This window comes from Erwinia sp. SLM-02 (genome assembly GCF_037450285.1).
Classification (GTDB): domain Bacteria; phylum Pseudomonadota; class Gammaproteobacteria; order Enterobacterales; family Enterobacteriaceae; genus Erwinia.
The window spans coordinates 328,093-352,153 of record NZ_JAQISN010000002.1; the positions used below are offsets into that span (position 1 = coordinate 328,093).

21 protein-coding genes are annotated in these 24,061 nt (G+C 58.2%); 11 read left to right on the plus strand and 10 right to left on the minus strand.

Going from position 1 to position 24,061, the window contains the following annotated elements:
- Positions 1-100: 100 nt before the first annotated feature.
- The 5 genes from PGH32_RS14730 to PGH32_RS14750 form a co-directional block, all read right to left on the minus strand.
- Complete coding sequence (locus PGH32_RS14730) at positions 101-1,828, minus strand: lysophospholipid acyltransferase family protein (RefSeq protein ID WP_337894414.1); 1,728 nt, start codon at positions 1,826-1,828, stop codon at positions 101-103.
- Between the two features lie 136 nt (positions 1,829-1,964).
- Positions 1,965-2,675 (minus strand): proteasome-type protease, encoded by a 711-nt coding sequence (locus PGH32_RS14735; protein WP_314417970.1) that lies wholly within the window; start codon positions 2,673-2,675, stop codon positions 1,965-1,967.
- 16 nt (positions 2,676-2,691) lie between these two features.
- Positions 2,692-3,492: a transglutaminase family protein gene (locus PGH32_RS14740; protein WP_314417968.1), complete on the minus strand. Its 801-nt coding sequence runs from the start codon at positions 3,490-3,492 to the stop codon at positions 2,692-2,694.
- Complete coding sequence (locus tag PGH32_RS14745) at positions 3,492-4,421, minus strand: alpha-E domain-containing protein (protein WP_337894415.1); 930 nt, start codon at positions 4,419-4,421, stop codon at positions 3,492-3,494. Before PGH32_RS14745 ends, PGH32_RS14740 begins: the two co-directional genes overlap by 1 nt.
- Positions 4,415-5,851, minus strand: a complete 1,437-nt coding sequence (locus tag PGH32_RS14750; RefSeq protein ID WP_314417962.1) for a circularly permuted type 2 ATP-grasp protein — start codon at positions 5,849-5,851, stop codon at positions 4,415-4,417. Before PGH32_RS14750 ends, PGH32_RS14745 begins: the two co-directional genes overlap by 7 nt.
- A gap of 261 nt (positions 5,852-6,112) precedes the next feature.
- Between PGH32_RS14750 and PGH32_RS14755 the strand changes: the two genes are divergently transcribed.
- Positions 6,113-7,087, plus strand: a complete 975-nt coding sequence (locus PGH32_RS14755; protein ID WP_337894416.1) for a winged helix-turn-helix domain-containing protein — start codon at positions 6,113-6,115, stop codon at positions 7,085-7,087.
- Complete coding sequence (locus PGH32_RS14760) at positions 7,011-7,454, plus strand: hypothetical protein (protein ID WP_337894417.1); 444 nt, start codon at positions 7,011-7,013, stop codon at positions 7,452-7,454. Before PGH32_RS14755 ends, PGH32_RS14760 begins: the two co-directional genes overlap by 77 nt.
- Before the next feature lie 12 nt (positions 7,455-7,466).
- On the opposite strand, the gene PGH32_RS14765 is transcribed toward PGH32_RS14760, so the two are convergent.
- A complete protein-coding gene (locus PGH32_RS14765) occupies positions 7,467-8,459 on the minus strand; it encodes a lysozyme inhibitor LprI family protein (RefSeq protein WP_337894418.1) in 993 nt (330 codons plus the stop codon).
- Positions 8,460-8,654: 195 nt separating this feature from the next.
- On the opposite strand from PGH32_RS14765, the gene PGH32_RS14770 reads away from it, so the two are divergent.
- A complete protein-coding gene (locus tag PGH32_RS14770) occupies positions 8,655-9,137 on the plus strand; it encodes a YlaC family protein (protein WP_337894419.1) in 483 nt (160 codons plus the stop codon).
- 30 nt (positions 9,138-9,167) lie between these two features.
- Here the strand turns inward: PGH32_RS14770 and PGH32_RS14775 are convergent, their stop codons facing one another.
- Both PGH32_RS14775 and PGH32_RS14780 read right to left on the minus strand, forming a co-directional pair.
- On the minus strand, positions 9,168-10,589 hold the full coding sequence (locus PGH32_RS14775) for an aminotransferase-like domain-containing protein (protein ID WP_337894420.1): 1,422 nt from the start codon (positions 10,587-10,589) through the stop codon (positions 9,168-9,170).
- A 65-nt stretch (positions 10,590-10,654) separates the two neighbouring features.
- On the minus strand, positions 10,655-12,778 hold the full coding sequence (locus PGH32_RS14780; RefSeq protein WP_337894421.1) for a putative bifunctional diguanylate cyclase/phosphodiesterase: 2,124 nt from the start codon (positions 12,776-12,778) through the stop codon (positions 10,655-10,657).
- Between the two features lie 519 nt (positions 12,779-13,297).
- Here PGH32_RS14780 and PGH32_RS14785 point away from each other — a divergent pair.
- From PGH32_RS14785 to PGH32_RS14810, 6 genes are all read left to right on the plus strand, one after another.
- Complete coding sequence (locus PGH32_RS14785; RefSeq protein ID WP_314417948.1) at positions 13,298-13,864, plus strand: spore coat protein U domain-containing protein; 567 nt, start codon at positions 13,298-13,300, stop codon at positions 13,862-13,864.
- Between the two features lie 17 nt (positions 13,865-13,881).
- The gene (locus tag PGH32_RS14790) at positions 13,882-14,418 is read left to right on the plus strand and encodes a Csu type fimbrial protein (protein ID WP_337894422.1); all 537 of its coding nucleotides are present in this window, start codon (positions 13,882-13,884) and stop codon (positions 14,416-14,418) included.
- A gap of 28 nt (positions 14,419-14,446) precedes the next feature.
- On the plus strand, positions 14,447-15,169 hold the full coding sequence (locus PGH32_RS14795) for a fimbrial biogenesis chaperone (protein ID WP_314417946.1): 723 nt from the start codon (positions 14,447-14,449) through the stop codon (positions 15,167-15,169).
- Positions 15,170-15,187: 18 nt separating this feature from the next.
- Complete coding sequence (locus PGH32_RS14800; protein WP_443112785.1) at positions 15,188-17,599, plus strand: fimbria/pilus outer membrane usher protein; 2,412 nt, start codon at positions 15,188-15,190, stop codon at positions 17,597-17,599.
- Positions 17,596-18,582 carry a Csu type fimbrial protein gene (locus tag PGH32_RS14805; protein WP_337894423.1) on the plus strand — a complete coding sequence of 329 codons (987 nt, stop codon included), beginning with the start codon at positions 17,596-17,598 and terminating at the stop codon, positions 18,580-18,582. The genes PGH32_RS14800 and PGH32_RS14805 overlap by 4 nt, the downstream gene beginning before the upstream one ends.
- A gap of 146 nt (positions 18,583-18,728) precedes the next feature.
- On the plus strand, positions 18,729-20,048 hold the full coding sequence (locus PGH32_RS14810) for an MFS transporter (RefSeq protein WP_337894424.1): 1,320 nt from the start codon (positions 18,729-18,731) through the stop codon (positions 20,046-20,048).
- A 632-nt stretch (positions 20,049-20,680) separates the two neighbouring features.
- Here the strand turns inward: PGH32_RS14810 and exbD are convergent.
- Both exbD and exbB read right to left on the minus strand, forming a co-directional pair.
- Positions 20,681-21,103: a TonB system transport protein ExbD gene (exbD, locus tag PGH32_RS14815; RefSeq protein ID WP_337894425.1), complete on the minus strand. Its 423-nt coding sequence runs from the start codon at positions 21,101-21,103 to the stop codon at positions 20,681-20,683.
- 5 nt (positions 21,104-21,108) lie between these two features.
- Entirely contained in the window at positions 21,109-21,843 is a 735-nt protein-coding gene (gene exbB, locus PGH32_RS14820; protein ID WP_337894426.1) for a tol-pal system-associated acyl-CoA thioesterase, read from the minus strand.
- Positions 21,844-22,091: 248 nt separating this feature from the next.
- Here exbB and metC point away from each other — a divergent pair, with 248 nt between their 5' ends.
- A complete protein-coding gene (gene metC / locus PGH32_RS14825) occupies positions 22,092-23,282 on the plus strand; it encodes a cystathionine beta-lyase (protein WP_314417934.1) in 1,191 nt (396 codons plus the stop codon).
- A 120-nt stretch (positions 23,283-23,402) separates the two neighbouring features.
- The gene (locus tag PGH32_RS14830; RefSeq protein ID WP_337894427.1) at positions 23,403-24,059 is read left to right on the plus strand and encodes a DedA family protein; all 657 of its coding nucleotides are present in this window, start codon (positions 23,403-23,405) and stop codon (positions 24,057-24,059) included.
- The last annotated feature ends 2 nt before the right edge of the window (positions 24,060-24,061 follow it).

Here is a 24,061-nt window from a genome sequence, read left to right on the forward strand (position 1 = left end):
CACGGAATGTATTCAGTTTATATCCAGCAGGCGGAATCAAAAATGCCACAAACGTGTGCCAGTTTATTAACCTGAACGTTTGTGGCGGGAAGGAATGGGGTCAGCCGACGGCGACTTCCTGCTCCGGCTGTTGATGAATGGCGATATAGCGCTGGAAGCGGCTCTCTTTCAGGCGGGTGAGGTCCACCAGCACCAGGCCGTCGATGCAGTGGTTAAAATCGGGGTCGCTGCCGAAGTCGATGAACTGTACGCCGCCGCTTACGCACAGCTCGGAATACTGCTTGTACAGCGGCGGAATACCGGTGCCAAGGTTGGCCAGCAGGCGTTTAAGGCGCTTGAGATCTTCGCTGTAGTTATCGCCGCTGAACTGGGCCAGCACGTCCGGCAGCGAGGCCGGATAGGGGCGACGCGAGGTGGCCAGCGGCAGTAATGGAGCGAAGTAGAGGCGATAGAAGGCCACCAGCAGATCGCGCGCCGCCAGCGGCAGCCCGCCGGAGATGGATACCGGGCCAAACAGATAGCGGTACTGCGGATATTTCGCCAGATACGCGCCGATGCCCATCCATAAATAATCCAGCCCGCGTTTACCCCAGTAGGCGGGCTGGATAAAGCTGCGTCCGAGTTCGATGCCCTGCATCAGTACCGGGTTCATCTGGTGATCGTAGTGGAACAGGCTGTGGCTGTAGATACCTTCCAGCCCCCGGCGTTCGAACTGCTCGGCGGTGGGGATAAAGCGGTAGGCACCCACAATATCCAGCGCTTCCTCGTCCCAGAGGATCAGGTGGTAATAGTCATCGTCATAGTCGTCGAGGTCACGGCGGGTGCCGCTGCCCTCGCCCACCGCGCGGAAGGCAATTTCACGCAGCCTGCCCAGTTCACGGAGGATGGGGACGTAGTCCTCGCCGTTGCGGCGATAGAGGTAAATGGTTTTGCCATCGGGCAGTTTACCCAGCACTTCGCAGCCGGCCAGCGCACGCTTCAGCACCGCGCGGTCTTCGCTGCGGGCAATGGCCGCTTCGGTCTGGAACAGCGCGGATTTTCCCTGCGCCACGCGATAGAGGTGGCGACGAAAGCGCGCGGCCAGCTCCTTCGCCGGGGTGCGGCCATCGTGCCAGCTGGCGTAGGGGATGCGCGCACCGATTTTCAGCTTCAGCCGTTCACCGCCGTTGCCGAACATCTCTTTCACCAGCAGCAGCATCGACAGCGGCTGGTAGATTTTTGAGGTGAGGTAGAACAGCGCGCTGTTGCGGCCGCTGACGTGGATCGGCACGATCGGTGCGCGGTAGCGCGCCGCCAGCCGCAGGAAACCGTGGCTCCATTTGCCGTCCTTCACCCCTTTGCTGCCGAAGCGCGAGACTTCCCCCGCCGGGAAGAAGATCAGAACGCCCTGGTTTTCCAGCTGGTCCTGCATCAGGCCCACCTGCTGGCGGCTGGTGCGGTTGCCCATGTTGTCCACCGGCACCATCAGGCTGCTCAGCGATTCCAGGCAGTTCAGCAGGCGATTGGTGACGATTTTCACGTCGCGCCGCACCTGCGATACCGCATGCAGCAGCGCCAGGCCGTCCAGCGTGCCGAGCGGGTGATTGGCGACAATCACCACCGGTCCCTGGCTGGGGATCTGCTCCAGATCGCGTTCGCTCAGCTCACAGCTGACATCGAGGTATTCCAGCACCTGCTCGACCATATCCAGCCCTTTCAGGTGTTTATAGCGCTGATTAAACTGCTGGAATTCTTTTTCATGCAGCAGGCGGCGCAGGACGCTTTTCTGCCAGGAAGGGGTTTCACGCTGAGGACAGAGGTCTTCAAGTACGGTTTCAATGGTAAACACAGGCTTATCTCCCGGGTGTTTTATCCGCACACTAACCACCGGGAATGACGCCAACATGGCAAAAAAATGACGAAAAGAAGACAGCGTGGCGCGGCCAGTTTCACCGCGCGGCGGGGGAGTCAAACGGGCGGGAAAATTACTCCTCTAACTGCAGCGACGGCAGCTGGGAGAAAACGCTTAACAGACCGCTGCTCCACAGCTGGCGGATCTGCGAGAAGTAGGGATGCTTCTCGGTAATATGGTGCTGCTGCGCACAGCTGAAGCTGTCCGCCGGGTAGGTCATCACGTCCAGCGGCAGACCAACGGAGATATTGCTCGCCAGGGTGGAATCCATCGAGATCAGCGCGCACTGCATCGCCTGATCCAGCGGCGTGTCGTAGCGCAGCACGCGGTCGATAATCGGCTTGCCGTATTTGCTTTCGCCAATCTGGAAGTACGGCGTGTCGGTGCTGGCTTCAATAAAGTTGCCCTGCGGGTAGATCTGAAACAGCCTCGGCTCTTCGCCTTTAATCTGCCCGCCGAGCAGCAGCGTGCCGCCAAACTCTTCGCCGTCGCGCCTGATCACCGTTCGCAGCGTTTCCCCCACCAGCAGCGCCACGTCGTACATATTGCTACAGCTCATCAGATTCGGTTTTTTACCGTCTTCACAGCCCCGGCGCAGCAGGCTCAGCGCGCTCTGCGTGGTGGCAAGGTTGCCGGCGCTTTGCAGCACCAGCGTCCGCTCATCATCCTGTTGGAATACATGGAGCTTACGGAAAGAGGAAATATGGTCCACGCCCGCATTAGTACGAGAGTCGGAAACGAAAATCATCCCTGACGATAAGCGCATTGCCACACAATAGGTCATAGTTTTCCCGATTAGATTACTGCTGCAAATTCACCTGCTGCACGGCGGCGAACGCCTGCATATCCTCGCTGCCGCCGCCGAGGCGCATACCGCGCACCGGGCAGGCATCCAGATAATCCACGCCGACGGCCAGCTTCAGGTGCTGGCGGGTGCTGCGGGTGTTGTTAGTGATGTCGAAGCTGTGCCAGCTGTTCTCGATCCACGCTTCCACCCAGGCGTGAGTCGCCACGTGCTCAACGTTGTCAGTATACAGATAGCCGCTTACGTAGCGTGCGGGAATCTGCAAACTGCGACAGCAGGCAAGAAATACGTGGCTGTGGTCCTGGCACACGCCGCTGCCGGCGGCGAAAACCTTCGCCGCGCAGTCGGTGACGCGGGTGCTGCCCGGCTGGTAAGGCATTTTCAGCAGCAGTTCGTCCATCAGGCGCTCCAGGCTTTCCAGCGGCGCCGCCGGGCGGTAATAGCGGCGGGCGAAGTCGCGGATGGCCTCGTCCGGCAGAGTCAGCGCGCTCTGGCGTAAGAACACCAGTGGCGACAGCGCGTTGACCAGGTCGGCGGCAAACTCGCCGCCGTCGATAATTTCCACCACCCCGCGAGCCTCAATTTCAATGGCCTGATGCGGCGTATCCAGCGTCAGCACGTGCAGCACGTTGCCCCAGGCATCGGTGGTGCAGACCGCCTCGCCCGGCAGCCGCAGCTCCCAGGAGAGAATGCGCTGATGCGCTGAGTCCTGCGGGGTCAGGCGCAGATATTGGGTGCTCTGCATTACCGGATCCTGATAGCTGAAACAGGTTTTATGTGCGATGGTCAGCTGCATTATTTCGCCTCCAGATAGGTGTGGTGAATGCTGTCGGACAGGGTGGCCAGTTCGCTCAGGAAAGCGCCGAGCCAGGCGTGCAGTCCGCGATCGAGTACCGATTCCCGGCTGCTGAAGCGCAGCTGCGCGTGCAGGACGCTGATCAGATAGCGCGGACGATCCTCGCCGCTGCTGCCGATCTGTTCGAGCAGCCCGGCGATCTCTTCCACGCAGGATCGCAGCGATCGCGGGCTTTCCTCGCGCAGGATCAGCATCTCGTTGACGCCCTCCGCCGCCAACTGCTGTTTGTAGATGCTGTGATAGGCTTCGCGGGCCGAGACCGAGCGCAGCAGCGTATCCAGCCGGTAATATTCACGTACCGTGTCGTCGTCGGCGTCCGAGAGGTACTGCCAGGTATCCATCAGGCGTGCGGTACAGTCCGCCCGCTCCAGCAGCGTGCCGAGGCGGATAAAATTCATCGCATCGCCGCGCATCAGCGTGCCAAACATCGCGCCGCGAAACAGATGGCAGCGCTCTTTCACCCAGTCAAAGAACGCATCCGCCCCGCCGCTGCCGACGCCGCGCCGGCGGATCTTACGCAGTTCGATCCAGCTGGAGTTAATGCTCTCCCACACTTCCGAGGACAGACTGCCGCGCACCGCGTGAGCGTTGTTCCACGCCGCCTGCCAGCAGTTATAGATACTGGCCGGGTTGCGATCGTCGAGGGCAAAAAAGCTGAACAGCTGCGGCATCGCCAGCGCGTCGCTGACCGACCAGTAAAGTTCGCTGCTGTTGGTGAGATTCAGCGGTACGCGCAGTTCGTTGTTGTGGCTGCCGCGCACCGGCATCAGCGACAGGCGATTGGTTACGTCGAGTACCCGGGCAATATTTTCCGCGCGCTCCAGATAGCGCGCCATCCAGTAGAGGCCAGTAGCCGTGCGACTCAGCATGCGTCATCCTCCAGAATCCAGGTGTCCTTGGTCCCGCCGCCCTGCGAGGAATTGACCACCAGCGAGCCTTCGGTCAGCGCCACGCGAGTCAGGCCGCCGGGCACCAGGCGGATCTCCGCGCCGCTGAGGGCAAACGGGCGCAGGTCGATATGGCGCGGTGCCAGCCCCTGCTCGACAAAGGTTGGGCAGGTGGAAAGCGCCAGCGTGTGCTGGGCAATGTAGTTCTGCGGCCGCGCCTTCAGCAGCGCGCGAAAATCCTCCAGCTGCTGCCGGCTGGCAACGGGACCGATCAGCATGCCGTAGCCACCGGCTCCGTGGACCTCTTTCACCACCAGCTTTTCAAGGTTAGCCAGCACCCAGGAGAGATCCTCCGGGCGGCGGCACTGCCACGTCGGCACGTTGTTGAGGATCGGGTCTTCATCCAGGTAGAAGCGCACCATATCCGGCACGTAGGGATAGATGGATTTGTCGTCGGCGACGCCGGTACCGATGGCGTTGGCCAGCACCACGTTGCCGCTGCGGTAGACCGACAGCAGGCCGGGGACGCCGAGCATCGAATCCGGGTTGAAGGCTAACGGATCGAGGAAGGCGTCGTCGACGCGGCGGTAGATCACATCCACCTTGCACGGCCCGGCGGTGGTGCGCATCAGCACCGCCCCGTCTTTCACAAACAGATCGGCGCTCTCCACCAGCTCCACGCCCATTTGCTGGGCGAGGAAACTGTGTTCGAAATAGGCGCTGTTGAAACGGCCGGGCGTGAGCACCACCACCACCGGATCGTTGACCGGGGAGCTTTCGCGCAGGGTTTGCAGCAGCAGCGACGGATAGCGCTCAACCGGCGCAATGCGCTGATCGGCAAACAGTTCCGGGTAGAGCCGCATCATCATTTTGCGGTTTTCCAGCATATAGGACACCCCGGACGGGGTGCGCAGGTTGTCCTCCAGCACGTAGTATTCGCCGTCGCCGTTGCGCACCATATCCACCCCGGTGATATGCGCATAGATATTGCGGTGCAGGTTGATCCCCTGCATGCAGGGCTGATACTGCTCGTTAACCAGCACCTGCTCGGGAGGGATGATGCCGGATTTCAGGATATGCTGATCGTGGTAGATGTCGTGCAGGAAGGCATTCAGCGCCTGCACGCGCTGGCGGATGCCTTTGTCGAGCATCGCCCATTCCGCAGCGGGTATAATGCGCGGGACGCTGTCAAACGGGATAAGCCGTTCCGCACCGCCGTCTTCGCCATAAACGTTAAAGGTGATCCCCACGCGGTGAAAGAGCAGCTCCGCCTCTTCGCGCTTGCGCGCAATCGCCTGCTGGTCAGCCTGCTGGAGCCACTGCCAGTATTCCCGATAGTGTTGACGATAGTGTCCATCGCTCAGCAACATTTCATCATAAAAGTGCGACGCTAATTCATAGCTTTGATTCATGATTTCCCTACCGCTGTCTGTGAACCCACGATCAAAGCTGCACAAAGCGTGCCAGTATCCGCACCCGGGAGGGACCCCGCGAGGCACCGCAGCGGATTACAGCGGGATTACGCCAGGTTTGTTAGCAAAATGCCTGAAAATGAGGCATGCACTTTCTTTCGCACCAGAACGGTGCGCGATCACAAATAAGACGGGTCAGTTGCGCTAACTGGCCGCCAACCGTCATACTATTCAGTGACAAACCCTGACCTATCGGTACTTATGACTCCATCCCTTATCATTCATCACTGGCTGATTGACCACGCCTCCGGTTCGCTGATCCACCAGGTGACCGGTGAACAGCGTCGGCTGGGTGAGTACCAGCTTAAGCTTTTGCAGGTTCTGGCCGAACACGCGGGTGAAACGCTGACGCGGGAAGAGCTGACCAATCTGGTGTGGGAACGCCGGGTCATTGGCAATAACAGCCTGCCCAACGCCATTCACGCCCTGCGCCTGGCGCTGGAAGATGACGGCAAACAGCAGCGCATTATCAAGACCGTGCCGAAAAAGGGTTACATTCTTGAAGCGGAGTTCTGTCAGTTTATTACCCTGGCAGATATGCTGCCGCAGGTGCAGTCTGCGGATGCCGAGTCTTCGGCAGAGCCGGTTACGTCGGACGAATCTGGCGCAACGTCCACGCTTGTCAGCCCCGATCGGATGCTGCCTCCACCGGTCCCCGCGCCGGCTGCAGAAGCTCCGTTCTGGCGCTGGCTGGTGCTGGGTCAGGTTGTGCTGCTGGCTGTCCTGCTGCTGATTATCGCCCGCAATTATTTCTCCGCTTCCCCGACGGTGCTGCAGGAAAAAAATTCGGTGGCCTACAGCAATATCCGCATGGTGGAGGTTCGCCGGGGCTGGGACGGATCTTCCGCCTCCGATGATTTGAATAAGCAGCTGGGGCCGGTGCTGTTTTCTTTAAATCAGTATCTGAAAAATCGCCAGGTTAACATGGAGGTGTTCTTCTTTACCTCCGGTTCCTCGCTGAACTACACCATGACGTTAACCAATCGCTGCGACCGCAGGCAGCTGGCGATGAATATTATCAACTGGCGGACGGACGGGCTGCAGCTGAGCGCGCTGATCTACCGGGAAGGCGAGAGAAAAATCAATGAAATGGCGAAATGTGTCACTCAGCCTGCTGGCGGCAACGCTGCTGCTGGTGCTGGCGGGAACAAGCCTGAAACTGCTGCCGATCGGTAATCGGGATCTGTTCAGCCGCGATTTTACCGGGGCGAGCCTGCAGCTGGGCTATTACGATCTGCTGGCCCGCCAGCGGGAAATTTACGACACCCGTTTTGTCATCCGGGATAATACGGCAATCATGACGATGACCAGCCCGAACGATAACCGCTTTATTGCCAGGGTCAGTCTGGAGCAGAAGAACGTCACCGCGCACAGCGTGGCGTTCAACTTTCATCAGATTTACTATGCCGACAGCGGCGCGGCGCGGATGATTAAAAATATCCTCGGCTACGCGCAGACCAACGGCGTGCGTTTTGAAACGCTGGAATTCGGCAAGGAGCAGTTATTGATCACTCCGTCAGGCCAGATTTTCAACTACCACTAGCCGCGCTGGCGCTTACTGGTCGGTAAACCTTGAGCGCCAGTTCGCCAGCGTTTTCGGCATGATGGTTTTCTCTTTTTCGGTCGTGACATAGTGCAGCTGAATGCCCTTGTTGTTTTTACCCGGCTCCACGCGCAGCGCCCAGATTTTTCCCTCCGGGGTGAACATAATCATCGCCGATTGACGATTGGCCATGCCCTTCACCCACAGCGTGACTACCGTTGCCCCCAGGCTGTCCTCGTCCTGGTTGTAAACGAAGCTGGTGGCGGTGTCCAGATACTGCTGATAATCGTCGCCCACCAGCTCACGAAAGCGATCGTCGATCGCTTTATTCGGGAAAATACCCAGGGTGAGCAGCGTGGCGGGCGGGCGGGGATCGCTGGCGGCTTTAACATACACGCCGTCAATCGCCATCTCTCCCGGCAGGAGCATATCGCAGCTGCCGCTGCTGTCGCTCCTGACCTCCAGTTTTCCATCGGCACGCGGCACCATAATGATGGCGCAGTGGCCCCCCCAGACAATTTCATTGGTGTAGCCCACGCCGTAGAATTCATTCACGCGGCCGCTCAGTATCGAACTGTAGACGCCGCCCCAGACGGTGGCGTCCATTTGAAAGCCCCAGTCGACGGCGCTGTGGACCAGGATTTTTCCGCCGTTGCCGTGGGTGGCGGTGGTATTCCACCAGACGCCCTGCCAGTCAAAGGTATCCGGCACACCGTAGAGCTGGCCAATACCGTTTAAATAGGCGCGTCGCAGGCAGGTATAGCTGGTGCAGGCATCGCGGGCGCGGGTCCACTCATTGACGATGCCGTCGGCCCGCTGCGGGTTGCCGACCACCACATCGCGAAATGAATCGGTAAGCTGGCGGTCAAGCCACATCAGTTCTTTACTGTCGCAGACGGTGTTCTCAACCACCGTAGAGGCTCGCCCGCAGTCGAGTGCCCGGGCCGTGGATGTGCCAAGCATGAACAGTAAGATAATCAGTAAAGCTCGGGAGTGGTTAACCATAATGCCTGTCCATTCGCTCTGTCGTTGGCCCTTCCGGGGGATAGGTAAAATTTTACACTGTGCGGCGCAGGGTCGCTACACGCTCCCCGCTACGGACAACTGTTATAGCCTAATCGCCCTAAACTGTGTCTGCTGTTACAGCGAAAACTGTGATTTACTTTCACTCTGCCCGGACTCTTTGAACAGAGGTAAAAAATGGAAGACGTTAAACAAATTCTGCTGCGCGAGATTGATACGCTCAATCGCGAGGAGCGGCGCGATAATAAGCCGCGTTTCAGCTTTAAATTCCTGAAAACCCATCCGGGCCTTTGGGCTTCTATGTATGGCTGCTACGTGCTGACCGTGGCGCTGATCTTTACCACCGACTTTCTGGGCTGGCCCGCGTTCTGGGGCGCTACGCTGTTTGTCCTGCTGATGAGCGGGCTGATGCTGATGGATATCAATCCGAAATATCGCTTCGAAGATATCGATACCCTCGACCTGCGCGTCTGCTACAACGGCGAGTGGTACTACATCCGCACCCTGTCGCCTGAAGCGGTAAACGATATTCTCGTCAGCGAAAAAGTGCCGGATAATGTCAAACAGGGTATCAACAAGCTGCTGTCGCTCAAGGGCGAAGTGGATTTCTACGACGTCTTCCACCTCGCCTGGGGTCAGAGAAACGCCGCCACCGTCTGATGGCCGCCCGTCGCGATCGGTTCACCTGACTCAGGCCGGTCGCGATAATAACAGTTCGCCGATCAGCGCTCCCAGCTGTGCCACGGCCGCCTCCTGCGATTCATCCCACCACGCGGTATTAAACCGGAAATAGTTGGCGTACTGCTCGCTGGAAGAGAACATTTTCCCCGGCGCGATGCTGATTTTCTGCGCCAGCGCACGATAGTACAGCTCGGTGGTATTCACCTGTTTCGGCAGCTCGATCCACAGGAAGTAACCGCCCCGTGACTCGTTGATTTTCGCGCCGCCGGGCAGATGACGTTTCAGCGACTGCAGCGCCAGATTCTTCCGCTGTTCCAGCACCTGGCGCAGCCGCCGCAGATGGCGATCGTAGCTGCGGGTGCCGAGGTAGGTCGCCAGCGCCTGCTGCATCGGCGCGCTGGTCGACAGGGTACTCATCAGCTGCATACGCTGAATGCGCTGGGCATGCTTGCCGCCCGCCACCCAGCCCACGCGAAAACCCGCCACCAGATTTTTAGAAAACGACGAGCAGTGCAGGACGTTATCATCACGATCGAAGGCTTTGGCCGGCAGCGGCTTCTCATTGCCAAAATAAAGCTCGCTGTAAACATCATCCTCAATCAGCGTCACGTTATGCTGCGCCAGCAGCGCCACCAGCTGCTGCTTTTTTTCCCGGCTCAGCGTACAGCCGACCGGGTTCTGCTGATTGCTCATCATCCACATCGCTTTGATCGGCCAGCTTTCCAGCGCCCGGCTGAGTTCATCCAGATCGATGCCGGTCTGGGGATCGGTGGCGATGGCGACCGTTTTCAGTTTTAACCGTTCTATCGCCTGCAGCGCGCCGTAAAACGAGGGGTTCTCAATCGCCACCCAGTCGCCCGGCTCGGTCACCGCCTGCAGGCTGAGATTCAGCGCTTCCATTGCGCCATTGGTGATGACGATTTCATCCGGCGAAACCTGTACGCCCTGCAGGGCATAGCGCTGGGCAAGGGTTTTACGCAGCGCCTCGTTGCCCGGCGGCAGATTGTGCAGGGCATCAACCGGTTTCATGCTGTGGGAGACCGTGGTCAGCGCCCGCATCAGCTGGCGCTGGGGGAACAGTTCCGGGTCGGGAAAGGCGGAGCCAAAGGGAACGATATGCGGATCGCGACAGGCCTGCAGCACATCAAAAATAAACGCATTGATATCCACCGACTCGGCCAGCTGCAGCTTTTGATGGCTGACCGGCTGGCTGAGAAATTCGGCGCGGGGCGCAACGTAGTAGCCGGACTGCGGGCGCGAAATAATCCATCCCTGGCTTTCCAGTACCTGATAGGCGTGCATCACCGTCATCAGGCTGACGCCGCTGAGGCTGACCTGCTCCCTCAGCGAGGGCAGTTTTTCCCCCGGAAGCCAGATTTCCGTTTCAATTTGCTGGCGGATTTGGGCCACCAGCTGTTCATATTTCGCCACGACTGTTACAGGCCATTGTCATCAAAAAGTAAACTATTATAGGTCACCCTTTGCACACAGTACAATCACCCAACATCCGCCGCTTTTGGCTTCTCCGGCGTGCTGCCGAAAGTCTCAACTGGCTTATCGCCAGTGAAAAAGTCCGACAGTTCGGGAACCTTATCTGCCGCCAGCGGGCGCCCCAGCAGATAGCCCTGTAGCGTATTGCAGCCGAGGCTGGTGAGGAACTGCTGCTGCTCCGGCGTTTCCACCCCTTCGGCCACCACTTTCAGGTTCAGGGTTTGCGCCAGCGCCACGATAGCAGAAACAATGGTGGCGTCTTCGGTCTGTTCCTGTAGCTCTTTGACAAAGGCGCGGTCAATTTTCAGCTCGCTGGCCGGCAGCCGCTTGAGGTAAAGCAGGCTGGAGTAACCGGTCCCGAAATCATCAATCGATGCCTTAACGCCCAACTCGGTCAGCTGGGTGAGGATACGGATGCTTTCGTCCGGATCGCGCATCGCCGTGGTTTCCGTTACTTCCAGGGTCAGCATTTCCGCCGGGATCTGATGCGTGGTTAACGCCTTGATCACCGTCTCAACCAGTCCGGTTTGTTCAAACTGCAGCGCCGAGAGGTTCACCGCCACCGACCATTGCGCGTTCCCCTGCAGATGCCAGACGCGAAGCTGGCGACAGGCTTCATTGATCACCCAGTTACCGATGTTGATAATCAGCCCGGTTTTTTCCGCCAGCGGCAGGAAGACATCCGGCGTCAGCAGTCCACGCTGTGGATGCTGCCAGCGCAGCAGCGCCTCAAAGCCGACCACCGGGCCGTCCGGCGCGCGGAATTTTGGCTGGTAGAACAGGCGCAGCTCGTCATTGTCCTGCGCCATCCACAGGTCGTTAATCAGCTGGCGCTGGTTCTGCGCGATAATATTCATTGAGGGCTGGAAGAAGCTGAAGCCGTTGCGGCCCTTATTTTTGGTGTAATACATCGCCGCATCGGCGTTAAACATCAGCTCACGTTCATCAACCCCATCCCCGGGGTAGACGGCCACGCCGATACTGAGCGACACCTGCAGCTCATAGCGGGAAATGTCGAACGGCTGTTCAATGCTTTTGACCAGCGCACCGGCCACCACCGCCGCATCGTTCGGATCCTCAATCTCCATCAGCAGCACGAACTCATCGCCTCCCAGACGCGCCAGAGTATGGTGCCCCAGCAGCAGCGACTTCATTCGCTCGGTGACGGCAATCAGCAGGCTGTCGCCGATATGGTGGCCAAAGGCATCGTTAACGCCCTTGAAGCCGTCCAGATCCATAAACATCAGGGCAAATTTCGAGTTTTCGCGCGTGGCTTTATTAATCGCCTGATCGAGCCGGTCTTCCAGCAGGATGCGGTTGGGCAGCCGCGTGAGGTTATCGTGCAGCGCCAGCTGGGCCAGCTCGCGGTTGGCTTCCGCCAGCGAGCTGGCCAGCAGTGAAGTCCGCGCCTGCAGGCGCGCGTCCAGCATGGAGACCAGCAGCGTAATACCGAGAATTGACAGCGTAACCACCACTACCAGAACCGCCAGCCAGTTGCTGTTAACGCCCAGATGGGTGGCATGGCTGGTCATCGGGAAACTCGCCGCCGCCATACCGGTATAGTGCATGCCGGCGATGGCAACCCCCATAATCAGCGATGCACCGCCGCGCATCAGCGTCAGGCGGCCGGTTCCCTGCCGCAAATGGAAGGCCAGCCACAGCGCGGCACCGGAGGCCACCAGCGCGATCAGCACCGACAGCGCAACCCAGCCCCAGTGCCAGACGATACCCGGCTGGACCATCAGCGCGGCCATGCCGGTGTAGTGCATCGCCACCACGCCGCTGCCCATAATCACCGCCCCCACCATCAGCCGGTACCAGGGCAGTTCGCCATAGCACACCGTCCACAGCGCGAAAATCGACGCGGCAACGGCAATGACCATCGAGATCACGGTCAGCGTGGCATCGTAGCTCATCACCATCGGCAGGCTCATCGCCAGCATGCCGATAAAATGCATCGACCAGATGCCGACGCCCATGGCGAAGCCACCGCCGAACAGCCAAAGCCGGGCCACTTTACCGCTGGCGGTGGCGACCCGTCCGGCCATATCCAGCGCGGTATAAGAAGCCAGGAAGGCGACGATAAACGAGATGATAACCAGCAGTTGGTTGTAGGAACTCATTAACATAAGACGATCTCGGGAGCTGTGGTTCTGAGCGTGAAATCTCCCCGTATGGCAGTTCAGCCGCGCCCGGATCGGTGTCGGGGTTTAGCCGCTGTTACGGGATGAAAAATAATGTAAAGAGTCTGATTCGACCATTGAGAATATCCCTATAATTTATAAAGTTTATTAATCATCCACTCTTTGCAGTGTGAAAATAGCATCACCACCCTATTTCGCCTAGTTTAGCCTAAGAATATTCTTGAAAAGTATAAAACGCTCCCGAGTGACGGGCGCTGCAATTTGCATATTTAATCGTCTGAACACATTATTTTTTTCCCCGGCCATCTTCACACGCCGAAAGAAGCTGCCTATAGTTAATTCAAATAATCTAACCTGTTAAGACAGGTAACATATTATGACTGTTGTAAAATTCAGCCATGATATCGTAATTTTTCCATTATTCTTGCTGCGTTTAGCGTTGCTTTCGCGGAATTTCATCAGGCGAAAAAGTTCTTTACTCTCTTTAATCATTAAGGAATGGTTATGAAAATAAAGCTTTTTCTGCTGGGCTGTGGTCTGAGTATGGGTGTGGCCACCTCGGGGATTGCTGCAACCACCGGGACCATCGCTGCAACACTGACCTTAACCGCCGGCTGTCTGGTCAACGGACAACCGGCCCTCACCAACGCCAACTTCGGTACGCTGAACTTTGGTAGCCAGGTCGCCACCTTCGGGGCTCTGCAGGCGGCGGTCACCGGTTCGCAGGGGGCGGGTATTTTCGTCCGCTGTACCGCCGGTGAAGACTACAATCTGCAAATCACCGGCAGTACCAACACGGCGCCCACCACCGTGTTCGGCACCGCACCCGCAACCGGCGCGCGCTATCTGATTCGTGCCACCGACCCAACGCGCGGCGTGGCTTACGGTCTTTACCCTTCAGCGGCATCCACCACGCCGATTGTGAATAACACCACCGTAACCCCGCTGGGTACTGCCGATCAGACCTACGGCGATAACTACACCATCTTCGGGAAAATCGCCGGCGGTAACAGCACCCTCGTCCCCGTCGGAGTTTATGTCGATACGATTAACGTGGCCGTAAACTACTGATAACTGGAAAATAAAGTATGGTGCCGGACCGCATCAAGTCAGTTTTGTGTTACTGGCACTTACTCACTCCGCTGCTGCTGTTCAGCAGCAGCGGGTGGTCAATGCCGGCCTCCGTCCCCGTGGAGGTGAAAGCCAGTATCGTTAATGGCTGCGTGGTTTCCGGTACTAACCCAGGCGCAATAGGTACGCTAAATTTCGGTACGTTGCCCGGTATCAATTCTGCCGCCACCACGGCTAACGCCGTTTTTGCCAACAATACCACCATCACCCTGGCCTGCACGCCGGGCACCACGCTGTATATGAGTATCAACGGCGGGCTTAACTACGCCAACAGCACCCGCAATATGAAGATCGCGAATAATACCGACGTTGTGTCTTACGGCCTGTTTACCAATGCCGCACACACCACGGCGATCCCACTGAATACGGCTCTGGCCGTCACTTATAGCAATGCTAACAATATTACGTTGCCGATTTATGGCCTGGCGCAGATCCCGAGAGTTAACCGGGCTGGCACCTACACCGATACGCTGACGGTAACGTTAAGCTGGTGATTTATATTTAAAAAAGGAACCGCTTATTATGAAACGCGCGCACATCATCGGCTCTGGCTTCCTGCTTTTAGCGTCTTTAACAACATTGAACACCTTGGCGGCAAACTCGGTACTGCTGTGGCCGATCGACCCGAAAATTGCGAGCGATGAGAAAGCCACCGAGCTGTGGATGGAAAACCGGGGAGACAACACCACGCTGATGCAGGTTCGCGTGTTCCTCTGGCAGCAGAAGAACGGCCAGGATCAGTATCAGACTCAGCAGCAGGTGCTGGCCAGCCCGCCGATGGTGCGCATCGAACCGGGAAAAAAACAGCTGATCCGCCTGGTGAAACAGACCCCGGTCCCCGCCGGTGAAGAAACGGCGTTCCGTATTTTGATCGACGAAATCCCGTCGCCTCAGGCGCAAAATACGGCGCCAAACCAGGCCGGGCTGAATTTCCAGATGCGCTATACCGTGCCGCTGTTCGTTTACGGTAACGGCGCCAGCGCGGCCAGCAATAAGCCGCAGCTGGCCTGGCAGTTGGTCAACAAAGATGGCCATCAGGCGCTGGAAATTACCAACCAGGGTAACGGGCATGCGCGCCTGAGCCACGTCTCGCTCGGCGGTCGCACCGTGTCCGACAGCCTGCTCGGCTACGTTTTACCGCACTCCAGTAATACTTTCCCCCTCAGTTTCCCGGCCACGGCGAATGCCGAACTGAGTGCGCAATTGAGTGATAAAACCGTCTGGCGCGGCCGCAGTTCCCGCTAATCAATGAGGATTGACTTTGTGGCGTCAACTCCCCTGAAGCTGGCTATTCTCGGCCTGAACGGCTGCCTCCTGCCGCTGTCCGTCGTTGCCGAAACGTGGAATTCACTGCCGCCGCCGCCGGCGGTGCAGGCCACTACGGGCGAGGCGCAAAGCTGGATGCTGGGGCTGGAGTTAAACGGCTATGATACCGGTGAGGTGGTCAGCGTTCAGTTCCAGGGCGATCACTATGTCATGCGCGCGGCAGATTTACTGAAGGTGGGTATCCCCAGTTCGAAGATTAACTCAACGATGATGGACGTCTCGGCGATGGAAAACGTTAAGGCCGAGTATGACCGCCGGGGTCAGCGGCTGCAGCTGACGGTTCCGCCGGAATGGCTGCCGCAGCAAACGTTCGGTAAAGCCACCCATAATGGCCCCCGCTATGACGGCCGCAGCAGCTCAGGGGCGCTGTTTAACTACAATGTTTACGGCAGCCAGACCAACGGCGGCGGCAGCCGTATTTCAGCCTGGAACGATCTACGCCTGTTTGGCAACTGGGGGCAGTTTTCCAACAGTGGGATCGTGCAACGCCAGCTGTCCGGCGACGCCGATTTGGGCGATGGTTATACCCGCTATGACACCTGGTGGTCGAATCAAAATGAAGATAATGCGCTGACCCTGCGGGTGGGCGATCTGATCACCGATTCCCTGCCATGGAGCAGCAGCGTTCGCGTCGGTGGCATTCAGCTGGCCCGCGATTTCTCGCTGCGCCCCGACCTGATCACCTATCCCCTGCCCGCGTTCTCGGGCCAGGCGGCCGTGCCGTCCACCGTCGATTTGTTTGTGAACGGTTACCGTACCAGCACGAACAGCGTGCAGCCCGGCCCCTGGTCGATGACCAATCTGCCGTTCGTGAACGGTGCGGGCAGCGCGGTGGTGGTGACCACCGATGCCCAGGGACGGCAGGTGACCACCACCCTGCCGTTTTACGTCGCCAGTAACCTCCTGCAGAGCGGCCTGTCGGACTTTGCGGTTTCTTCCGGAGCACTGCGTGAGAACTACGGCCTGAAGAACTTTGATTACGGCCCGCTGACCGCCAGCGGGTCATATCGCTATGGGTTAACCGACTGGCTAACTCTGGAGAGCCACGGCGAAGCGGCCGAGTCGCTGGCGCAGCTGGGCGGCGGCGGTCAGCTGCGGGTCGGCGCGCTGGGCGTGATCAACGGATCCGTCAGCCAGAGCCAGATGATGGGGCAAAGCGGCAATCAGTACAGCTGGGGCTATCAGTACAGCACAAGCCGGTTCTCCGTGGGCGTGCAGCAAATGCTGCGCTCCAGCGGCTATGGCAACCTCGCACTGTACGGTGACCGCAAGAATGCCGAGACGTTGAATAACGCGGAACCGGACTACTACACGCTGAGCCGCCGCAGCGCCCAGTACAGCGCCAGCCTGTCGCTGGACCGCTACGGCAGTCTGGGCGCCGCGCTGATCGATATCACCAGCGGCAACGGTGAGCGCACCCGGCTGCTCAACCTGACCTGGAGCCGCGGCCTGTGGGGAGGCAGCAGCATTTATGTCTCTGCCAGCCGGGATAACCTGGACAATAACTGGGCGGGAGCCATTTCGTTCAGCATGCCTTTCAGTACCCTGATGAGCGGCGGAGCCAGCGTAGAGCGTGATGCACAGGGTAAAAATTCCCAGCGGCTGTTTGTCTCCCGCTCCATGCCAAGCGACGGCGGTTTCGCCTGGGATGCTTCCTGGGCGAATCAGAGCAGCGGCGGTGACTACCGTCAGGGCAGTCTGCGCTGGCGTAATCAGCAGGTGGAAACCTCCGGCGGCTTCTACGGTGACGGTGATTACATGACCAAATGGGGCCAGGTTAACGGCTCGCTGGTGCTGATGGACAACCAGCTGTTTGCCGCCAATCAGGTCACCGACTCCTTCGTACTGGTCAAAACGGGCTACCCGAATGTCGGCGTGCGCTTTGAGAACCAGCTGCAGGGCCAGACCAACAGTAAAGGCTACTTCCTGGTACCGCGCGTGACCTCAAACTATGCCGCTAAATATGATATCGACACGCTCGACCTGCCGGCTAATCTGGGTACCGAGGACGTGGAGAAACGCGTTTCGGTGAAGCGCCAGAGTGGCTATCTGCTGGATATGGAAATCAAACCGCTGCGCGCCGCCAGCGTCATCATCAACGACCAACACGGCCAGCCGCTGCCGGTGGGCACCGCGATTACGCGCACCGCTCCACCGGCCGAAGTGGTGGGCTGGGATGGCATCGTATGGATGGATAACCTCGAACAGCGTAACCCGATTCGTGCACGTACGCCGGACGGGCGCACCTGCGAGACGGAGCTGACGCTGCCGAAAGAACTGCCTGATACGCTGGTGACCTACGGTCCGCTGGTCTGTCCGCTGTCGTCCCCTTCAGGAACAACGCCATGAAAAGAGTATTTTTATCCCTGACCTTTCTCCTGCTGATGAGCGGGTCATGGCTGGCGCAGGCCGCCTGTACGCTTAGCCCGACCAGTGCGACGGCCAGCTTTGGTACCATGACCTCGTTTGCGGTCACCACCGCGCAAACCACACTGAATGGCACCTACACTGTCGACTGTGGTGCCGGGGTATTAACGTTACTTGGCAACGACAATATCACCGTTAAACTGACGACAGCGACCTTCAGCTCCAGCACAACGCAGGCGGCGCTTGGGCTGGGCACCGATCGTATACCGCTGCAGGTATGTACCGACCCCAGTTGCACATCGGTGGTCACGCTGGGCGGCACGGGGGTGGTTATTCCCCGCAGTACTCTGCTGGACCTCGCCGGGCTGTTGAATGGGTATCGCTTTCCGATCCCGCTGTACGTGCGCCAGATGCCCGGCGCGGTAGTGGCGGCAGGTAACTATACCGTGGTACTGACGGTGACATTTACCTATGACATCTGTACCGCTATTGGCATTGGTAATCTCTGTGTGCTGGGGAACCGCCAGCAGGGCACCTTATCTTTACCGATTACCCTGAATATGACCGTCACGCGCGACTGCACCACCATTACCGCGCCGGGCATTGACTTCGGCAGCGCGCCGCTGCCCGCCAACTTCCTGCCGGTCAGCCAGTCGCTGAATGTGATCTGCACCAAAGGCAGCACCTATACCGTGGGCATTACCAACGGCGGCAATCCGGTGGGTAACCAGCGCTATATGATCTCAGGCAGTAACAAGCTGGCCTACCAGATTTATAAAGGCACCACCGGCACCACCTACTGGGGCCCGACCGGCACCGATCGCGTTGACAGCAGCACGGCCAGCGCGATCAGTAGCGATGGCTTGACCAAGACTTTCAGCTATCGCGCGCTGATTATCAGCACCCAGACGCCACAGCCGGCGGGGAGCTACCTGGATTCGGTGTCGGTGGACGTTACGTTTTAAATCAATGTACAAATTTTAACCCCTATGTGCATTGTTAATTATTTGTTACCAATATAAATATCCTGTGCCCGGTAACGGTGATGTGTATCACATTAATACCGTTACCGGCAGGCTAAAACGGGGGAAATCACACTAAGGATATCCTCATGACCCCTGAGACAGTCAGCACCTCATCGCGGCAGGGCGGTGCCCGAACCATCTTCAACGTTACCAGCGGTAACTTCCTCGAGATGTACGATTTTATGGTGTTCGGCTACTACGCCACCGCCATCGCCAAAACCTTCTTTCCCGGCGACGATCCCTTCGCTTCACTGATGCTGACGCTGATGACCTTCGGCGCGGGGTTCCTGATGCGCCCGCTGGGGGCGATTATTCTCGGTTCGTATATCGACCGCCAGGGGCGCCGCAAAGGGCTGTTGCTGACGCTGGGCCTGATGGCCATCGGGACGCTGACCATCGCGCTGACGCCGGGTTATGCCACGCTCGGTATGGCCGCGCCGGTACTGATCCTGCTGGGGCGTTTGCTGCAGGGCTTTTCCGCCGGGGTGGAGCTGGGCGGTGTGTCGGTGTATCTCTCCGAGATTGCGCCAAAAGGTAAGAAAGGGTTCTACGTCAGCTGGCAGTCCGGCAGCCAGCAAATCGCGGTGATCTTCGCCGCGCTGCTGGGGCTGGGGCTGAACCATCTGCTGGATAAGGGTCAGGTGACCGAGTGGGGCTGGCGTATTCCGTTTATTATTGGCTGTATGATCGTGCCGTTCCTGTTCTGGATCCGCCGTGCGCTGGAGGAGACAGAGGCTTTCAGTCAGCGTAAGCATCATCCCACCATGGGGCAGATTACCCGCTCCGTGGCGCGCAACTGGGCGCTGGTGCTGGCGGGTATGCTGATGGTGGTCACCACCACCGTGATGTTCTATATGATCACCGCGTTTACGCCGACCTTTGGTAAAACGGTGCTGATGATGAGCGATAAGCAGAGTTTCCTGGTGACGCTGTGCATCGGTATTTCCAATCTGTTCTGGCTGCCGCTGATGGGAGCCGCCTCGGACCGTTTTGGCCGCCGCCCGCTGCTGCTGCTGTTTACCGTGCTGATGATTTTGACCGCGTGGCCGGTGCTGCACTGGCTGGTCGGCTCACCGAGCTTTGCCCACCTGCTGGAGGCCGAGCTGTGGCTGTCGTTCCTTTACGGTAGCTATAACGGCGCGATGGTGGTGTATCTGGCCGAGGTGATGCCGGCAGAGGTGCGTGCAACCGGGTTCTCGCTGGCCTACAGTCTGGCCACGGCGCTGTTTGGCGGCTTTACGCCGGCGGTGTGCAGTTATCTGATCCATGCCACCGGCGACAAGGCGATGCCGGGCGTATGGTTAACTGTGGCGGCAGTGTGTGGTCTGGTCGGAACGCTGATTATTAAGCGGCTGGTGAAGCAGTATCAGGTTCGGCGGTTGTCAGAGCCGGCGATTACGGTTTAGCTGAGGGTTGCTGGCGTCGGCTGGCAGTTCGGCGATCTCGCCTACGGGCTGTCCCCGCTCATCCGGCGGTCCTCGCGCCGCTTCGCGGTGCCATCACTCCGCTCGTCAGCCTCACGGACCAGCACAGACGCGCGTCCTGCGCGGCTGTGCTTTTCGTCCGCGTCCATGCGGCCGAATCCTGGCTTCCTCTCTTCGTTCAGCGCTGCGGATTGCCGGGTGGGCGGACACAGCCCGTCTGCTTTGCCTGGCATGAGTTGCCTTTACGAAGTTTTCAATCACAACAGCTGTCCTGGCCTGCCCAATATCGTTCTGTCACCGAGATAAAGAAAAAGAAGGCTGTAAGGCGGGTAAATCCGATCGGGGGAGCAGTCTCTGTGGCAGATGGGTAATCCTCAGCACTGAGGCACTGACAGCGGGGCCGCAGAGATCAGGTGAAAAGAGGGAATGAGCGGATACAGGGGATGGCAGCTGGCAAGAAGCGAGCACGGTTTAAGCAGGGGGAGCGGCAAACACCGCAGCCACCAGCGATACGCATAAAAAAACCGCTATCTGAAAGACAGCGGTTTTAACGTTTGAACCGAAGAAACATCACCTGAATCGGCAGCCCGTTAAATCCGGGCACCGCGACCCGGTTATTTCGATACGGTTTCCATGCCCATCAGACCAATCTTCAGATAACCCGCCTGACGCAGCTTATCCATCACGCCCATCAGCGTTTCATAACTCACTGACTTATCGGCCTGGAAGAAGATAGTGGTATCTTTCTTGCCTTCGGTCTGCTTAACCAACGTATCCACCAGCGTCTCTTGCGATACCGCATCATTACCGATAAACAGCTGATTATCGGCCTTAATCGACAGATAAACCGGTTTTTCCGGGCGCGGCTGCGGAGTACTGGTTGAGGCAGGCAGATTGACGCGAACGTCAACGGTGGCAAGCGGCGCGGCGACCATAAAGATAATCAGCAGCACCAGCATCACGTCGATAAACGGCGTCACGTTGATTTCGTGCATTTCACCGTTGCTATCGAGGTCTTCGTTTAATCGCATTGCCATAGCGCTTAACCTACCCGCAGTTTCTGCGCCGACTGAACGCGGTGAGAGCTTTCGCTGGCGGCGAGGTCAAGATCGCGGCTCTGCAGCAGCAGAACCTGTGCAGCCACATCGCCCAGAGACGCTTTATAGCTGGCGATCATACGGGCAAACACGTTGTAAATCACTACCGCAGGAATAGCCGCTACCAGACCAATCGCGGTGGCCAACAGCGCTTCCGCAATGCCCGGCGCCACAACGGCCAGGTTGGTTGTCTGAGTTTTCGCAATACCGATGAAGCTGTTCATGATGCCCCATACGGTACCGAACAGACCCACGAACGGCGCAATCGCACCGATGGTCGCAAGGTAACCGTTACCGCGACCGGCGTGGCGGCTGAACGCGGCAACGCGGCGCTCAAGGCGGAAACCGGTGCGCTCTTTAATACCGTTGTTATCATCGGTACCGGCGGACAGTTCCAGCTCGTTTTCGGCTTCTTTAATCAGCAATGCGCTGAGGCTCTGACCGGTGAAACTGGCGCTGGTTTTTGATGCTTCATCCAGCGAACGTACGGTTGCCAGCTGCTGCTGCTCGCGCTTCAGACGTCTGCGTGCGGAACTCAATTCGATTGTTTTGCTAAAGAAGATGGCCCAGGTGACAACGGATGCCAACAACAGTCCAATCATTACGGCTTTAACCACGATGTCTGCATGCTGGTACATGCCCCAGACGGAAAGGTCCATCTGCATCAAATCATTTGTCACGCTGTGTCTCCAACATCTAATTGCTGATAGCGAAAAAATTCAGGCCAGATCATACCAAACCCGTTAGGAATTGATAGTAGTTCTCATTACTATTTACACCCTATAAGACATTTTTTGAACAATTTTTTTCTCATTTACGGATGTGATGGCGCTCACAGTGAAATTTTATCACTTACCTTCAGGCTGAATACCTCAGGAGAGGTAGCCGTGTTAACGTAAAAACAACACTGAATAAAGAGACCGTTTTAATGACCAGCAAAAAGATCGAAACGGCCCTGGTGGCCGCCGGACGCAGCAAACGATACACCCAGGGATCGGTGAACAGCGTGATTCAGCGCGCCTCTTCTCTGGTTTTTGACACCGTTGCCGATAAAAAGCGAGCCACCGCCGGGCGCGCCAACGGCGAACTGTTTTATGGCCGTCGGGGTACCCTCACCCACTTTTCGCTGCAGGATGCGATGACCGAACTGGAAGGCGGCGCGGGCTGCGTACTGTATCCCTGCGGTGCTGCAGCGGTGGCCAACGCCATTCTCGCGTTTGTTGACGCCGGGGATAACGTACTGATGAGCGGCAGCGTTTACGAACCGACTCAGGACTTTTGCACCAAAATCCTCAGCAAGCTGAACGTCAGCACCACCTGGTTCGATCACTGCATCGGCGCTGAAATTGCCGATTTAGTGCAGCCCAACACCCGCGTGGTCTTCCTGGAGTCTCCGGCATCGATCACTATGGAAGTGCAGGATATCCCCTCCATCGTGGCGGCGGTGCGCAGCAAAGCCCCTGAGGCCATTATCATGGTCGATAATACCTGGGCGGCCGGGATCCTGTTTCGCGCGCTGGATTTCGGCGTGGATATCTCTATTCAGGCGGCCACCAAATATCTGGTTGGCCACTCGGATGCGATGATCGGCACCGCCGTAGCCAATGCGCGCTGCTGGGCGCAGCTGCGGGAAAACTCGTATCTGATGGGCCAGATGGTGGATGCCGACACCGCTTACGTCACCAGCCGCGGGCTGCGCACGCTGGCGGTGCGCCTGCGTCAGCATCAGGAGAGCAGCATTCAGGTTGCGCAGTGGCTGGCCGGGCGCGATGAAGTTGAGCGGGTGAATCATCCGGCGCTGCCGGAGTGCAAAGGGCACGAATTCTGGCAGCGCGATTTCAGCGGCTGCAGCGGCCTGTTCTCCTTTATCCTGAAGGAACGCCTGAGCAGTGAGCGCCTGGCACACTACCTGGATCATTTCAGCCACTTCAGCATGGCCTACTCCTGGGGCGGCTATGAGTCGCTGATCCTCGCCAATCAGCCTGAAGAACTGGCCGCTATCCGCCCCGCAGGCGGCATTGATTTCACCGGTACGCTGGTTCGGGTGCATATCGGCCTGGAACACGTTGACGATCTGATCGAGGATCTGCGTGCGGGCTTCGACAGGCTGAGCCAGTAATCTTTGCTGCTTCAACAAATTATCAATAAGGCGCGCTGTTCGCGCCTTTGATCAAGATATCTGGCACGATTTGCGAGTAGTATAGGGGTATAGCTATAGCTGTAGTTAACGGGATAACGAATGGGTGTTTTACACGAGATTGTTCAGGCGCTCTGGCATCAGGATTTTACCGCGCTGGCCAATCCGGATGTGATTTGGGTTGTTTACGGGATTATGTTTATCACGTTGCTGCTTGAAAATGGTTTGCTTCCGGCTTCATTTCTCCCCGGCGACAGCCTGCTGCTGCTGGCCGGTGCCATGGTGGCCAAAGGCGTCATGGCATTTTTTCCCACGATGATCATCCTGACCGCCGCCGCCAGTATTGGCTGCTGGCTGAGCTATTTGCAGGGCCGCTGGCTGGGCAATACCCGGCTGGTGAAAGGCTGGCTGCTGCACCTTCCCGCGCAGTACCACCAGCGGGCATGGAACCTGTTTAACCGCCACGGGCTGCTGGCGCTGCTGGTTGGCCGCTTCCTCGCCTTTGTACGGACGATTCTGCCTACCATGGCCGGTATTTCCGGGCTGAAAAGCGGCCGCTTCCAGCTGTTTAACTGGCTCAGCGGGCTGCTGTGGGTGACGATTCTGGTCGCGCTCGGCTATGGCATCAGCCAGGTGCCGTTTATCAAGCGTCATGAGGATCAGGTGATGGCGATTCTGATGATCCTGCCGCTGGTGCTGCTCTGTGCCGGACTTACCGGTAGCGTGGTGCTGGTGCTGAGGCGTAAAAAGGCCCGTTAATC

Bases quoted from the DNA above. Each gene is read 5' to 3' on its own strand.
- PGH32_RS14735 (WP_314417970.1), bottom strand. From the start codon at position 2,675: ATGACCTATTGTGTGGCAATGCGCTTATCGTCAGGGATGATTTTCGTT.
- PGH32_RS14740 (WP_314417968.1), bottom strand. From the start codon at position 3,492: ATGCAGCTGACCATCGCACATAAAACCTGTTTCAGCTATCAGGATCCG.
- PGH32_RS14745 (WP_337894415.1), bottom strand. From the start codon at position 4,421: ATGCTGAGTCGCACGGCTACTGGCCTCTACTGGATGGCGCGCTATCTG.
- PGH32_RS14750 (WP_314417962.1), bottom strand. From the start codon at position 5,851: ATGAATCAAAGCTATGAATTAGCGTCGCACTTTTATGATGAAATGTTG.
- PGH32_RS14755 (WP_337894416.1), top strand. From the start codon at position 6,113: ATGACTCCATCCCTTATCATTCATCACTGGCTGATTGACCACGCCTCC.
- PGH32_RS14765 (WP_337894418.1), bottom strand. From the start codon at position 8,459: ATGGTTAACCACTCCCGAGCTTTACTGATTATCTTACTGTTCATGCTT.
- PGH32_RS14770 (WP_337894419.1), top strand. From the start codon at position 8,655: ATGGAAGACGTTAAACAAATTCTGCTGCGCGAGATTGATACGCTCAAT.
- PGH32_RS14780 (WP_337894421.1), bottom strand. From the start codon at position 12,778: ATGTTAATGAGTTCCTACAACCAACTGCTGGTTATCATCTCGTTTATC.
- PGH32_RS14785 (WP_314417948.1), top strand. From the start codon at position 13,298: ATGAAAATAAAGCTTTTTCTGCTGGGCTGTGGTCTGAGTATGGGTGTG.
- PGH32_RS14790 (WP_337894422.1), top strand. From the start codon at position 13,882: ATGGTGCCGGACCGCATCAAGTCAGTTTTGTGTTACTGGCACTTACTC.
- PGH32_RS14795 (WP_314417946.1), top strand. From the start codon at position 14,447: ATGAAACGCGCGCACATCATCGGCTCTGGCTTCCTGCTTTTAGCGTCT.
- PGH32_RS14805 (WP_337894423.1), top strand. From the start codon at position 17,596: ATGAAAAGAGTATTTTTATCCCTGACCTTTCTCCTGCTGATGAGCGGG.
- PGH32_RS14810 (WP_337894424.1), top strand. From the start codon at position 18,729: ATGACCCCTGAGACAGTCAGCACCTCATCGCGGCAGGGCGGTGCCCGA.
- exbD (WP_337894425.1), bottom strand. From the start codon at position 21,103: ATGGCAATGCGATTAAACGAAGACCTCGATAGCAACGGTGAAATGCAC.
- metC (WP_314417934.1), top strand. From the start codon at position 22,092: ATGACCAGCAAAAAGATCGAAACGGCCCTGGTGGCCGCCGGACGCAGC.
- PGH32_RS14830 (WP_337894427.1), top strand. From the start codon at position 23,403: ATGGGTGTTTTACACGAGATTGTTCAGGCGCTCTGGCATCAGGATTTT.